This window comes from uncultured Veillonella sp., from assembly GCF_900545795.1.
In the GTDB taxonomy this organism is placed as follows: Bacteria; Bacillota; Negativicutes; order Veillonellales; family Veillonellaceae; genus Veillonella_A.
Map to the genome: position 1 here is coordinate 76,328 of NZ_URAR01000004.1, position 14,120 is coordinate 90,447.

Genomic DNA, 14,120 nt, shown 5'->3' on the forward strand with positions numbered 1-14,120 from the left:
TCTCATAAAATATGTAATAGTATATTCACACTGTCATACCAATTACATGTATCTAAACTACTTCTACAGTATATCTTTATATGTAAGCCTTAATTCTACATTAAGTAGGCCAATATCATAGGCGCTGCAAATAATAAGCTATCAAAACGATCTAATACACCACCATGTCCTGGGAGTAAAACGCCAGAATCTTTAATGGAGCAATGACGCTTCAATTTAGACTCAAATAAGTCCCCTAATGGCGCTACAATGCCTGTTAAAAAGCCTACTACACCGCCAAGTCCAACGGGAATACCTGTTAACCACGCATAAACTACACCAGTCAAAATACAGCCAATAAAGCCTCCAATAAAACCTTCTAATGTTTTATTCGGACTAATTTTGGGCACGATGCGGTGCTGTCCCCACTTACGGCCAGCAAAATAAGCAAAGGTATCGCTCGCCCAAGTACAGAATAACAAGAGCCAAAGCATGAGTTCACCCATATGAGCGGCTGTAAAAGGAACTGAGAAAAAGTCATACGCTGTATTTTCGCGTAGAATCAAAATAGAGGCAAAACCACCATTGATGTAGAAAAAACCAAATACTGCATAAGTTAATACATCAAGGGTAATTCGCTTTTGACTAAAAATATAAATAATGCTAAGTAGCATAACCGACCCTACAGCACTAATTAATGCCCATTTATATTGATGGAACATTAAGGTGAGCATAATAATGGCAGTAAACACGTAACCCCATGTGGCAGGTAAAGTAATATTGAGCTTTTTTATCATACTGACAAATTCACGCCAACCTAACAAAGTTAGGAGCAAAATAAGCCCACTAAAAAAATAGCCTCCCACAGTGATGGCAATTATGGCTATAATAAAGCCAATAAGCGCCGTAATAACGCGTGTTTTTAACATGCTACTCCTCCGTTTTTAAACCTCCAAAACGCCGTTCTCTTTGCTGGAATGCACGAACCGCATCTTCTAAAATTTGAGGTGTAAAATCTGGCCAATTCGCATCAGTGAACCAAAATTCAGCATACGCTAATTGCCATAATAAAAAATTACTAATTCGATAATCTCCGCTAGGACGAATTAATAAATCTACATTAGAAAACTCTTTAGTAAATAAATAATTACTAATTGCATCTTCTGTAATTGCGCCTGGCTCTATTGTGCCAGTTTGTACATCAGCTACAATATCTTTTATAGCCCGTACTATTTCATCGCGTCCACCATAGTTAATTGCTAACTGCAAGGTAAGACCCGTATTATTCATAGTTAAGTCTTCCGCATCTTTAATAATGCGCTGTAATTCATCAGATAAACCGCCAATAAAGCCAATAAAACGAATCCTTACATTATGTTCATGCATATCGCGTACATTACCTAGTAAGTATTCGCGAATTAAGCTCATAAGCAAGGATACTTCTTGTTCTGGCCGCTTCCAATTCTCTGTGGAAAAACCATATACAGTTAAGGCTTTAATGCCCATATCATTAGCTGCTATAACGATTTTCTTTAATACATCGGCACCAGCTCTGTGCCCCATAGTACGCGGCAAACCGCGACGCTTAGCCCATCGACCATTGCCATCCATAATAATTGCTACATGAGCAGGCATATTATTAGGGTCAATCGGCACTATACCATCATTATTTTGCTTACTCTGTTTTTGAAATAAACTCTTTAGCATATTGTACCTCATTGCAGTTTTCGAATTCACTGGCTATCATGGGACGAAATAGCAAAATCTGCCAAGTCCCTGTTTCTCTTGGGTCAATCTTTACTCGACTGACATAATAATTGGAGTCTGCCACCGAGAAAAATCGATTGTAATTATCTCCAATAGTCACTGCAAAAGGGATATTGGCAGCCCGCAATAAGCCCTCTGCGAGCTGCCAAGGTAATCCTATAATAGAAGTAGGTTGCATTATACTTCTAATACGTCCTTTTCTTTTTTATCTCTTAAATCATCGATAGCCTTGATTTTTTTGTCAGTCAATTTTTGAATTTGATCTTGACCGTCTTTTACAGTATCTTCTGTAATTGTCTTAGCTTTTTCTTCTTTTTTCAAAGCATCATTAGCATCACGACGAATATTGCGGATAGCAACTTTTGCTTCTTCAGCGCGTTTGCTTACTACTTTTACCAATTCCTTACGGCGTTCTTCCGTTAATTGAGGAATAGCAAGGCGAATTGTTTCACCATCATTACTTGGGTTTAAACCAAGATCAGATTGTAGTACAGCCTTTTCAATAGGACCAATCATAGAACGGTCCCAAGGTTTTACTAAAATCAAGCGAGGTTCTGGTGCTGTTACATTAGCTACCTGATTCACTGGGGATTGAGAGCCATAATAGTCAACCATTACTTTGTCTAGTAAGGAAGTACTTGCACGGCCCGTACGAATGGATGCAAACTCTTGTTTTAATGATTCAATAGTTTTATCCATGCGAGCTTCTTCTTGTTTTAATAACTCTTGAATGTCCATTAATTTTCACCTCTTACAATAGTACCAACAACTTCACCTTTAGCAGCACGAGTAATGTTACCAGGAATATCCATGCTAAATACTACAATTGGGATATTATTGTCTTTACATAAAGTAGTAGATGTAGCATCCATTACTTTAAGCTCACGACTAATAACTTCCATATAGGTTAATTCATCATATTTCTTCGCATCAGCGTTTGTGCGAGGATCGCAATCATATACGCCATCAGCAAATTTCTTAGCCATTAAAATAGCGTCTGCTTCAATTTCTGCAGCGCGAAGAGCAGCTGTTGTATCTGTGGAGAAGTACGGATTACCAGTACCTGCTGCAAAGATTACAATACGGCCTTTTTCCAAATGGCGAATAGCACGACGACGAATATATGGTTCAGCTACTTCTTGCATAGCAATCGCTGTTTGTACGCGTGTAGCAGCTCCTTCATTTTCAAGGGCATCTTGAAGAGCTAAGGAGTTCATAACTGTGGCAATCATGCCCATGTAGTCAGCCGATGCACGATCCATGCCCTTAGCGCTACCAGCTAATCCGCGCCAAATATTGCCGCCACCAACTACGATGGCAATTTGTAAATCAGTCGATCTTGCTAATTCAGCAATCTCTTTAGCAATGCCTTCTACAACGATTGGATCAATACCATATCCTTGTTCACCAGCTAGTGCTTCACCACTTAATTTTAATACAATACGTTTAAACTTTCTATCACTCATCGCTATACTCCTCTGCTTATTGCAAAATAAGAGAACACTGGACGGTGTTCTCTTATCTGTTAAATCTTATTGACCAGCGGCTGCACGAACTTCAGCTTCGAAGTCGTCTTGGCGCTTTTCAATTCCTTCGCCTAAAGCGTAGCGAACGAAACGACGTACGTTGATATTTTCACCGATTTTAGCAATTTTTTCAGTAATAACATCAGTAATAGTTTTGTCACCATCTTTAATGAAAATTTGTTCCATTAGGCAGTTTTCTTTATAGAATTTTTCTACACGGCCCACAACCATTTTTTCAAGTACTGCTTCTGGTTTTGGTTTTCTGCCATTTTTAACATCTTCAGCCGCTTCTGCTTTAGCTTGTTCTAAAAGAACTGCTTTTTCGTGTTCAATAACGTCAGCAGGAACTTCTTCACGGTTTAAGTAAAGAGGATTTGCAGCTGCGATTTGCATTGCAATGTCTTTTACCAATTCTTGGAAGTCATCAGTTTTAGCAACGAAGTCAGTTTCGCAGTTAACTTCTACTAAAACGCCGATGCGGCCGCCACCATGGATGTAAGAAGCAACAACACCTTCAGCAGCAATACGACCAGCTTTTTTAGCAGCCGCTGCTAAACCTTTTTCACGAAGAAGGTCAACTGCCTTCTCGATGTCACCGTTAGCTTCGGTTAATACTTTTTTGCAATCCATCATGCCTGCGCCTGTAAGTTCACGCAATTCTTTTACTAATGCAGCAGTAATAGCCATGTTTAAATCTTCCTCCTATACATTAATTAAGGTAAGGTCACAATGCCTTACCTTAATTTTATATTGTTTTACAATTTTTATCAATTAGTAAGTCATGCAATTGTATGTTATATATGCAACTAAGTTTTAGTATATGCAGTTCGCTACTATATAGCGCTTATCATAGCTAGCAACTCGTCACTTCCAAACAATGAGGACTTACTTGTCAGTCTTAGTTATTAGCCTTGACCGTCTTGTACCATTTCGCGGGAATCAGATACCATTTGATTTAAAGCTTGATCAGCCGCGTCTTGGTGCTCGCCTTGGTCATCTAAAGATTCGCCTTGGCGACCTTCTAAGATAGCATCAGCCATTTTGCCAGTTAATAATTTAACGGCACGAATAGCGTCATCGTTAGCAGGGATTGGGAAATCGATTTCATCTGGGTCACAGTTAGTGTCAACAGTTGCTACTACTGGGATACCTAATTTCTTAGCTTCTGCGATAGCGATGCGTTCTTTTTTAGGGTCAACTACGAATAAAGCACCTGGCATTTTAGGCATATCTTTAATACCGCCAAGGTATTTTTCTAGTTTTTCCATTTCATGACGAAGACCGATTACTTCTTTTTTAGGAAGAAGTTCGAATGTACCATCTTCAGCCATTTTTTCTAATTCTTTTAAACGTTTAACGCGAAGTTCGATAGTTTTGTAGTTAGTTAACATACCACCTAACCAACGTTCGTTAACGAAGTACATACCGGAACGTTCTGCTTCTTCTTTAACGGATTCTTGAGCTTGTTTTTTAGTACCTACGAAAAGTACTACTTCGCCGTTTTGAGCTACTTCACGTAAGAAGTCATAAGCTTCTTCTACTTTTTTAACTGTTTTTTGAAGGTCAATGATATAAATACCATTGCGTTCAGTGAAGATGTACTTAGCCATCTTAGGGTTCCATCTTCTAGTTTGGTGACCGAAATGTACACCGGCCTCCAATAATTGTTTCATTGATACTACTGCCATGTTGGCACCTCCTGTTAATAAACCTCCGCAGCTTCATATCCAATAGAAAATCAGGAAAAGCCCTGACACAGATGTTGGATCAGTCTGCGTGCGTAATTTCATACTTTAAGAGTATAGCACAAGCCCCCTTGCCATGGCAAGGGGGAAAAGCATTAAATTATAATCCTACTTTTGTCATAAGAAGTTCAAGTTTAGCTTTTAATTCTTGATTTTCTTGTTCTAATTTACTGATGCGTGTATCAGCAGTTTGTTTTTCTTTTTCTAAACTTGTAATCTGATCTTGCATTACATACACCGTACTAATAGGCGCCATGCGTTCGTCATTGAGTAAAACGCGACGTTTTTGATTAGGGCCTACTTTAAAAGTAGCTGACACATTGTACATATTATCATTATTACCAACGCTTGTGCCAAAGGCGAAAAGCACATCTTCATTTGGCTGATAGGAAGCACCTAACGCTAAGGCAGAGGCATCGCGATAGAAACCACCGGCTACAGAGAAGTTCAATTTGCTACTTGGATCAAACGCCAAATTGCGAAGACCCGCTAAAGCAGCAGACATAGCGCCTACATCACGCACTTCTCCACGCACTTCCTGGTAATTTCGCTCCATGCCATTGACACGGCCATCTATATCATCTACGCGATTATTTAAATCATCAATTTGCTCTGTATGTGTATTAATAGTATTAGTATTAGAATTTACCTGATTTTTTAAATTGCTAATATCACCTGTATTCACCGTAACTTGATTGCCAATTTGACTAATGTTAGCATCATTTTGATCGATATACTCCCGTACAGAGGACGCTACAGATTTTAATTGCGCCACATTAACAGCATCACTATCTTCTGAACCGGCTGCTACATGTGTAATTTGACGAGTTGCATCATCACTGCCTACTGACACAGCACCTAGACTGCCTTTTACAGTAGCCTTAATAGCCTCTTTATCAGCATCAGTAGCGGTAGCTGAACCATATACTTCATTACTAGCAGCGCTAGCAGTATCAGATACCTTGACATCACTTAGAGCCTCTCTAGTAGCTGTAGCAGCGCTACCTAAAGCTACGCCACCGGTTGCTGTGACGGAAGCATTGCTACCAAGAGCCGTGCCATTTTCAGCAGATACTACTGCTTTATAACCTAAACCAGCGCCATTTGCAGCTGTAGTACTAGCTTCTTTGCCAATAGCAATACCATTTGTAGCGGATTCACTAACTACAGTGGAACGCCCCATAGAAATAGAATCTGATGAAGCCGCTTTATTGTTTGTACCAATGGAAATAGCAGAATAGCCTGTGGCACTTGGTGATGTTTTATTTGCCCCAATCATAGCGCCGATGGAAACTGCATAAGTACCAGTTGTTTGTACATTATATCCTAATGCGGTGGAATACTTTCCATCAGCAGTAGTAAGTGGGCCCACTGCTAAGGAGCCAACTCCATTAGCAATAGCAAGAGTACCAAGACTGGTAGCATATGTATTTAAAGCACGCGCATCATTACCTACGGCCGTTGAATTAAGGCCAGTAGATTGTGAAATCGTCCCTAAAGCAGAAGAGCCCCAATTCGTAGCCACCGCCCCATTACCAAGAGCTACGCTAGATTCACCAGATGCGGTAGAATTACGGCCTACAGCAGTAGATGCTAAACCATCCCCCTTTGCATTAGCCCCCACTGCCGTACCAAAACCACTGCCTACATGAGCACCATTACCAATTGCTACAGCATTATTCATATTGTATTTTACATCATAATATGTATACGAATCAGCCATAGTGGCGTTATTACCAATGGCGATACTGCCATCGCCGATAGCACTAGCACCGTTGCCATATGCAGTAGCATAAGAACCATTAGCACTAGCACCGGCACCTACAGCAGTTGTTCCCGTCCAAGCGGCCTTAGCTTCATTGCCAATAGCAATGCCATTAGTGCCACTCAACAAGACCTTATTATTAGCATTCGCTTCAATATCATAGCGTTCATTATTGGCTACTGTAGCCCCCTTACCAATAGCAATACCATTATCAGAAGGTGTTGCTACTGAGGAATTGGGCCCCATGGCAATCCCATTATTAGCTTCTACAACAGGATCTTTACTATCTGTTAGACTATCCTTAATTACAATATCAGTAGATGCTGCGCCTACACTGGCTAAGCTACCTACTGCATAAAATGTACCTAACACCAAGGCAGACATAATTCTTTTACTTTTGTTACTACTCATTTTCTTGCAATACTCCATTTATCAACATTCACAACAACACAATGCAATACATAACTCATTATGTTATATTCACTAGGTATTCATTATAGAACATTTTTGATTATTTTTTCAAGTTATTATCTAAATTTAAGATAATAATTTTTATTAAACAAAAATCATGATTCATGTAACCGCTTTAAAATACGTCATAGTAATTAATTTTAAATCTATATTTTTTCGTTTTTTAAACTTCATATTAACCAAAATATTTTTTATATAATGCCACTTTTGAAGAATTATTCTCTATAAGTTTTCTGTTTTTTTATCTTTCTTCATATATCTCTACTTTATATCTCCCTTTGATAAAAATTTTTCATTTTTACCTGCCGCCCCACCAGACTTATCAAAATGACCCAACGAGCATCATTGAGTGGTTTCCTATAACATTATCGACAATAGTCAACTAGCTCATCGACAGTGCATATTGTGTTTTATAGAGAGTGCATATTGAGTTTTAACAAGAGTGCCCAGCTAGCAATATGAAGACAAAATAAAAGACTGGAATGACAAGTAATCAATGGTTTACCGCCTTTAGATACGTCATCTTAAGGAGTAAAACTTTTGACTACCTCATCATTCCAGTCTATTTTCATTTTCTATACTAGTACAGCTCTACATATCAATATAGATTTACATACCAAACTATATTATATGCCCATATATGGATTCTTTATTATGTAGTACTACATTTTTGTATAGCCACCATATACGTCGCGACTTTCTTTATCTTCACTATTTACGCGAATACGCTCTACTTTATAGCGATCGCTTGGTTTGCCATGTACAAGATCTACACGGAAACGATCTGCTTTTTCTACAGCAATCATTTCATTGCTAAACTCTTCTGTAGCACGAGCCATATTGCCATCAATAATAGCACCATTTTGTAAGGCACGGTAAATAACTGCGGCAAATTCATAACGAGTCATAGACTGATTGCCCTTAAACTCGCCATCAGGATAACCTACTAACAAGCCTCTTTGAGCTAAAGAATTTACAAATTCATAAGCCCAATGGTTTTCTGGCACATCTGGGAAGTTCACATTAGCTGCCAAGTTTGTGCTTTGTACACCATTCCCTTTAGCCTGATTACGCTGCTGTGCTTCTAATTGGTCAATGCGTGCTTTTAGTAATTCAATTTCCTTAGCCATCGCTACACGTGAACGAGATACGCCACTGCTTTGACCGATGTTAAAGTTTAAGCCAGCAGATACCATATTCTCACCATTTCCCATGGAAGACGCTACATTTACCATTACATCTTCATTAGGTCGATAGAACGCACCAACAGCCATAGCATTAGCATTGCCATAGTTACCGTAACCTACGGAGAAACTCCATTTATCATCTGGATTAAAGTCAAGTGGATGTAAGCCTGCTAAGGCAGCTGCACCAGCGCCCACTTTATCCATACGATTATCTAAGCTATTAATACGACCATTTACACCATTTACACGATTATTTAAATCGCTAATTTGCTCTGTATGAGTATTAATTGTTTGCGTATTATTCGCAACCTGTGATTTTAAGTTGGAAATATCGCCTGTATTAATTTGTACTTGACCATTTAGATTTGTAACAGTGTCGCCAAGTTTACTAATATTATTCGTATTATTTGTAATGGAGTTTTTAACATCCTCAGCTAATGCAACAGTAAAAGTATGTTTAGTTTCATTGCCTTCTGCATCTGTACCAGCTGGTGTTTCTGTTACAGTAATACCATTGCCTTGTTTTACATCCACTGCATTAGCATTTACATATTCTCTAACAGAAGTCTCTACAGACTTTAATTGCGCTACATTCACTGCATCGCTATTATCAGAGCCAGCTGCTACATTCGTAATTTGACGAGTAGCTCCGTCATTACCTACCGATACTGCACCTAGCGCCCCTTTTACTGTAGCTGCAATAGCTGCTTTAGCGGTGTCAGTACTATTCGCTGCCCCATAAACTTGATTATTAGAAGAGCTTGATGTGTTCGTCACCATTACATCGCTCAAAGCCCCACGAGTCGCTACGGACTCACTACCTAGCGCCACTCCACCAGCTACAGAGCTCTTAGCATTATGACCTACAGCTACGCTATCAGCTTCTGTACTTGCAGCATTACGACCTACTGCAATAGTATCCGTATTATTTGCTAGCGCGTCAGTGCCCACAGCTACAGAATAATCACCTGATGCGTTCCATTGTGCCAATTCAGTAGCATATGTACTGGTTTCACCGCCTTTAGTATACCAGGATTTTACACTTTTAGTGGAAGATCCAAGAGCAATAGCATTTTTACCACTCGCACCAGCTCCCCAGCCAGCTGCTAAGGATTGTGCACCAGTAGCAGCTGACCCAGAACCTAAGGCAGCAGATTGTGCACCTAACGCTTCAGCACCATTCCCTAAGGCAGTAGCCTGTATACCAGAGGCATAACTATGAGTCCCCACAGCACTGGCTGCATAATTCATTGATTTCGCATCATCACCTAAAGCTGTTGCTTGACTATGTAAAGCATAAGCTTTATAGCCTAATGCCGAAGCACCCCAACCAGATGCTTTTGTATCACCCCCAATGGCGACTGCATTATTACCTTGGTTTTCTAATTCGCCTAGATCAGCCTTATACTGCTGATTGTCAATTCGCAAATTATCAATTTTAGCTTTTAACTCATTGGCATCTTTCTCAATGCTCGCATTGTACACCTTAGCATTTTGCCCATATACAGTACTTTTTACGCCATGGCCCCAAGCGCCATCGCCAATAACAGTAGAACTGTCTCCAGTAGCACTTACTCCATTACCAATAGCCACTGAATTATAGCCCTCTGCCTTAGCCGTAGTCCCTACAGCAATCGCTTGGCTTCCTGATGTATAGGAATTAGTCCCAATAGCAATGGCATTTTGACCACTAGTCTTAGCTTTACCACCATTTGAAAGGTTATCTTTGTAATCTGAATCTCTAACTACGTTAGCATTATAGCCAATAGCAATAGCATTAGCTGCAACTTCATCAATTTGTGCCGATGTGCCGGTGGCAATACTACGAACTGCTTGCGCTTTGGCCTCCAAACCTGTGGCAATACTACTAGCACCTTTAGCTATAGCCTTATTGCCAGCAGCCAATGAGTTTTCACCAGCAGATTCTGAATTAGGACCTATAGCTATACTATTATAGCCTGTATCTTTTGGAAGTGCTTGCGTAGAATAAACACTAATATAATCTGTCGCTGCACTTACTGTTACAACAGATCCTAAGGCATACATGGTGCCTAAGACTAACGCCGTAAGTTTCTTCCTATTATTTTTTTCATATACTTTTATTTTCATACTTTATACTCTTTTACTCCATTCACACAACACAGAATATATAACCATTCATATATTCCTTTTCTAGAAAATAATTATAGTATATTCAATTATAACTAATCAAGTATTTATTCAAGAAAGTGATTATAAAATTTAATCTATTAATTAAACTAATGCTCTGCACAATACAAAAGATAGGAATAAATAAATTTAAACAACAAAAAACCTTATGTATTAAGCAGTTTCTTAATACATAAGGTTTTAGTTTTACATCAGAGAGAAAGCATTAATTACATTAAACAGAAAGAAGTTTAACCCCTCATCAACCATTAATGATACAATGCCTTTCTCTTTATTTAAATTTCATATGGAATTAAATAAATAAGTTCAATAGCTCAACGCCAATCAGACCACACACAGCGATGGATGTTTCTACAGCACACCAAGTGCGTACTGTTTGTTTAACCGATAAGCCAAAGAATTCTTTGAAGAGCCAGAAACCTGGGTCATTTGGAGGACTGAAGATAACACTACCAGCACCTACAGCTAATACCATCAATTCTGGACTTACACCAGTAGTCGCAATCAATGGTGCCACAATGCCACCAGCTGTCATAGCCGCTACCGTAGCAGAACCAACGGACACGCGAATAACAGCAGCGATTAACCAAGCTAAGAACAATGGAGATAAGTTAGCATCTTTTACTAAAGAGCCAATGTATGTACCTACACCGCTATCAATGAGTACTTGTTTCAAAGCACCACCAGCACCTACGATGAAAAGAATCATAGCAACAGTTAAAATAGCTTTTTCTGATGTTTCCATAATATCCTTCATAGTTTTACCGCGAGCAAAACCAAAAGTATAGAAAGCTACGATAATGGAAATGGACAAGGCCACACTTGGATCACCAATGAATTTAAGAATATGGTAAACCGCTGTCCCCTTAGGCACGCCCACCATTTGGCCTACTGTATTAATCGCCATTAAAATAACTGGTGTCAACGCAGTTAAAATACTGCTCCAGAATGAAGGCATTTCTTCTTCTGTAAATACTTTGTCATTATGAAGACCTTCTGGAATAGAAGTTTTAATACTTTTAGCTGTATTGTAAAGCAGTGGACCAGAAATAATTACAGTAGGAATACCAATAATTAAACCATAAATTAAAGTTTTACCAATATCAGCATTAAATAATACAGAAATGGCTGTTGGGCCTGGATGCGGTGGCAAGAAACCATGTGTAACAGATAAGGCCGCTACCATAGGCATCCCCACTTCAAGAAGTGGAATATCAGCAGATACTGCAATAGTAAACACAAGTGGAATTAAAAGTACGAAACCGATTTCGTAGAATAGGGCAATACCAACAATAAAACCAGTTAAACAAACAGCCCATCTAACATTTTGACGACCAAAAATATTAATCAAAGTAGTAGCAATGCGCTGTGCACCACCACTGTCAGCCATCAATTTACCGAGAATCGCACCGAAGCCTACTACAATAGTCAAACCGCCTAATGTAGAGCCAAGGCCCTTTTGAATGGTTGGGAAAATTTGATCAATCGGCAAGCCTTCCGCATAACCTACAATCACACATACCAACAGCAAGGATAAAAAGCTGTTCAATTTTAGTTTTACAATCAAGAAGAATAGTAAAACAATACCTAATGCCAAAATAATGAGTGGCATTTTGACGCCTCCTTTCACAAAGGCAACACACTAATAAAAAATGAGTTCATATTAAAACTTAGCTAGTCCAGCAAAGTCAGGCTAGCTAAGTAATAACCATAAAATAAAGTTACAAAAATACAAACTGATGATGCAATGTTCACTGCAACATTCGATGTAACCCTAAATTAGACCTTAAATATAACACTATTAGCCTAAAACATAACACTATTAGCCCTTAAACATAACACTATAAGCGCTTAAATGTAACGCTAAAATAGACTTTAAGATAGCTTCACTAGAATGTACAGCTTAGTAATCAATACAGTATAGATATAAGTTCTAAAGGCTCAGATATTATAAACGACTAAATGGGTGATCCTGTTGGAAGGTCACCAAGCGCGCTAAATCATCCTTCATATTTTTATATAGGGACTCGTAAATACTGAACAATTCATCATATACTTCGCGATGATTTTCCTTCGGTTTATATACTTCCTGTGCTTGTACTAGCTCAGCCGTATCAGTAATATCCTTTAATGTACCATCAGAAATAAAACCAAGCACAGCAGCGCCAAAGGACGCTCCTTCACTATTTGTTGGCAAAGTAATATTTTCATTGAATACGTCGGACATAATTTGAAGCCATAATTCTGATTTTGTAAAGCTACCGCTTACGCGAATATCTTTCACATCTTCAAAATCGCGAAGTGCATCTAATACGCAAAGTAAGCTGTAACAAATACCTTCCATAGTAGCGCGAATCATGTAGGAACGACTGTGATTTAAAGACAAGCCCACAAAGGCACCACGAAGGTCAGAATTCCAATACGGAGCGCGTTCACCAGTAAAGAATGGCAATAAGATTAATCCCCCAGAACCAGCTGGCACATGGCGTGCTTTCATAGTCATTAAATCATAAGGATCTACATCAAGCTGCTCCATTTGTGAGCCATGAAGATGTAAAATGCGGTCGCGCATCCATCGCATAATGATGCCACCATTGTTAATGGCGCCACCAGCAACCCACATGTTGTCTGTTAAATTGTAACACCAAGTACGTTTTTGCTTATCCATACTTGGCTTATTAGTTAACATGCGGATAGCTCCACTAGTACCAATAGTACAGCTCAACTGCCCTGCTGATACAGCCCCGATGCCTACATTTACAAGTACACCATCAGTGGCCCCAATTACAACTGGTAGCCCTGCTGGTAAGTCCAAACGCTCTGCCACCTCAGCTACTAATGCATTGCTGTAAGTCGTAGATACAACTGGCGGAAGTTGTTCTTTCTTAATGCGTAAGAAAGCTAAAATTTCTTCATCCCAGTCTTCTTTATGAGCATTGTATAAACCGCTGCTACTTGCTACTGATTTATCAGTAACCCATTCGCCTGTTAAATTATGGAAAATAAAGTCTTTAATGGAACCAATATGTTCCATACGATCAAAGATGGATGGTTGATTTTCTTTTACCCAAAGAATTTTAGCCAATGGATAGCACGCATGCAAAGGACAGCCAGTGTTGAAATAAAATTGCTCGCAAGCTGGGTCCTGTTCCAAGCGACGTACAATAGCAGCACTGCGGCTATCAGCCCAGGTCATCATATTGCCTAATAATTGGAACTCTTTGTCTTGCGGAATAAAGCTGTGCATAACAGAGCTTAAAGCAAGACCAGAAATAGTCACTAATTTATATTGTAATTGTTGTACTGTACCAGAAATAACTTCCTCTACAGCATCGTAAATTTGTTGTGGATTTTGTTCTGCCCGGTCATATTGCGGTGTTTCTAGGGAGTAGAAAGCTTCAGTTGTAGCCACTGCTTGACCTACAGAAGTATACGCTGTAGCGCGCACCCCTGTAGTACCTACGTCTACACCAATCCATACGGGCTCTTTAACTTTTAATGTCATAATTGA

At 39.2% G+C, this 14,120-nt stretch carries 11 protein-coding genes; all 11 read right to left on the bottom strand.

What is annotated here, in order from left to right; translation table 11 throughout:
- Nucleotides 1–95: 95 nt before the first annotated feature.
- The 11 genes from QZR90_RS03290 to QZR90_RS03340 all read right to left on the bottom strand — a co-directional run bounded on the left by QZR90_RS03290 (nt 96) and on the right by QZR90_RS03340 (nt 14,114).
- Nucleotides 96–908, bottom strand: a complete 813-nt coding sequence (locus QZR90_RS03290; RefSeq protein WP_295788749.1) for a phosphatidate cytidylyltransferase — start codon at nt 906–908, stop codon at nt 96–98.
- Nucleotide 909: 1 nt separating this feature from the next.
- Entirely contained in the window at nt 910–1,686 is a 777-nt protein-coding gene (locus QZR90_RS03295) for an isoprenyl transferase (protein ID WP_295788750.1), read from the bottom strand.
- Nucleotides 1,655–1,924 carry a hypothetical protein gene (locus QZR90_RS03300; protein WP_295788752.1) on the bottom strand — a complete coding sequence of 90 codons (270 nt, stop codon included), beginning with the start codon at nt 1,922–1,924 and terminating at the stop codon, nt 1,655–1,657. Before QZR90_RS03300 ends, QZR90_RS03295 begins: the two co-directional genes overlap by 32 nt.
- Nucleotides 1,924–2,484 carry a ribosome recycling factor gene (gene frr, locus QZR90_RS03305; RefSeq protein ID WP_295788754.1) on the bottom strand — a complete coding sequence of 187 codons (561 nt, stop codon included), beginning with the start codon at nt 2,482–2,484 and terminating at the stop codon, nt 1,924–1,926. Before frr ends, QZR90_RS03300 begins: the two co-directional genes overlap by 1 nt.
- Nucleotides 2,484–3,212 carry a UMP kinase gene (gene pyrH / locus QZR90_RS03310; RefSeq protein WP_295788756.1) on the bottom strand — a complete coding sequence of 243 codons (729 nt, stop codon included), beginning with the start codon at nt 3,210–3,212 and terminating at the stop codon, nt 2,484–2,486. The genes frr and pyrH overlap by 1 nt, the downstream gene beginning before the upstream one ends.
- 66 nt (nt 3,213–3,278) lie before the next feature.
- Complete coding sequence (gene tsf, locus QZR90_RS03315) at nt 3,279–3,959, bottom strand: translation elongation factor Ts (RefSeq protein WP_295788758.1); 681 nt, start codon at nt 3,957–3,959, stop codon at nt 3,279–3,281.
- A gap of 218 nt (nt 3,960–4,177) precedes the next feature.
- Nucleotides 4,178–4,960: a 30S ribosomal protein S2 gene (rpsB, locus tag QZR90_RS03320; RefSeq protein ID WP_295788760.1), complete on the bottom strand. Its 783-nt coding sequence runs from the start codon at nt 4,958–4,960 to the stop codon at nt 4,178–4,180.
- Between the two features lie 157 nt (nt 4,961–5,117).
- Nucleotides 5,118–7,166 carry a YadA-like family protein gene (locus QZR90_RS03325; protein WP_295788763.1) on the bottom strand — a complete coding sequence of 683 codons (2,049 nt, stop codon included), beginning with the start codon at nt 7,164–7,166 and terminating at the stop codon, nt 5,118–5,120.
- 749 nt (nt 7,167–7,915) lie between these two features.
- A complete protein-coding gene (locus QZR90_RS03330) occupies nt 7,916–10,549 on the bottom strand; it encodes an S-layer homology domain-containing protein (protein WP_295788766.1) in 2,634 nt (877 codons plus the stop codon).
- Between the two features lie 352 nt (nt 10,550–10,901).
- The gene (locus QZR90_RS03335; protein ID WP_295788768.1) at nt 10,902–12,221 is read right to left on the bottom strand and encodes a gluconate:H+ symporter; all 1,320 of its coding nucleotides are present in this window, start codon (nt 12,219–12,221) and stop codon (nt 10,902–10,904) included.
- A gap of 336 nt (nt 12,222–12,557) precedes the next feature.
- Nucleotides 12,558–14,114: a gluconokinase gene (locus tag QZR90_RS03340; protein ID WP_295788770.1), complete on the bottom strand. Its 1,557-nt coding sequence runs from the start codon at nt 14,112–14,114 to the stop codon at nt 12,558–12,560.
- Nucleotides 14,115–14,120: the final 6 nt, after the last annotated feature.

What these genes read in the sequence shown, in the direction of transcription:
- QZR90_RS03290 (WP_295788749.1), bottom strand. Translation starts at nt 908, where the DNA reads ATGTTAAAAACACGCGTTATTACGGCGCTTATTGGCTTTATTATAGCC.
- QZR90_RS03295 (WP_295788750.1), bottom strand. Translation starts at nt 1,686, where the DNA reads ATGCTAAAGAGTTTATTTCAAAAACAGAGTAAGCAAAATAATGATGGT.
- QZR90_RS03300 (WP_295788752.1), bottom strand. Translation starts at nt 1,924, where the DNA reads ATGCAACCTACTTCTATTATAGGATTACCTTGGCAGCTCGCAGAGGGC.
- frr (WP_295788754.1), bottom strand. Translation starts at nt 2,484, where the DNA reads ATGGACATTCAAGAGTTATTAAAACAAGAAGAAGCTCGCATGGATAAA.
- pyrH (WP_295788756.1), bottom strand. Translation starts at nt 3,212, where the DNA reads ATGAGTGATAGAAAGTTTAAACGTATTGTATTAAAATTAAGTGGTGAA.
- tsf (WP_295788758.1), bottom strand. Translation starts at nt 3,959, where the DNA reads ATGGCTATTACTGCTGCATTAGTAAAAGAATTGCGTGAACTTACAGGC.
- rpsB (WP_295788760.1), bottom strand. Translation starts at nt 4,960, where the DNA reads ATGGCAGTAGTATCAATGAAACAATTATTGGAGGCCGGTGTACATTTC.
- QZR90_RS03325 (WP_295788763.1), bottom strand. Translation starts at nt 7,166, where the DNA reads ATGTCTGCCTTGGTGTTAGGTACATTTTATGCAGTAGGTAGCTTAGCC.
- QZR90_RS03330 (WP_295788766.1), bottom strand. Translation starts at nt 10,549, where the DNA reads ATGAAAATAAAAGTATATGAAAAAAATAATAGGAAGAAACTTACGGCG.
- QZR90_RS03335 (WP_295788768.1), bottom strand. Translation starts at nt 12,221, where the DNA reads ATGCCACTCATTATTTTGGCATTAGGTATTGTTTTACTATTCTTCTTG.
- QZR90_RS03340 (WP_295788770.1), bottom strand. Translation starts at nt 14,114, where the DNA reads ATGACATTAAAAGTTAAAGAGCCCGTATGGATTGGTGTAGACGTAGGT.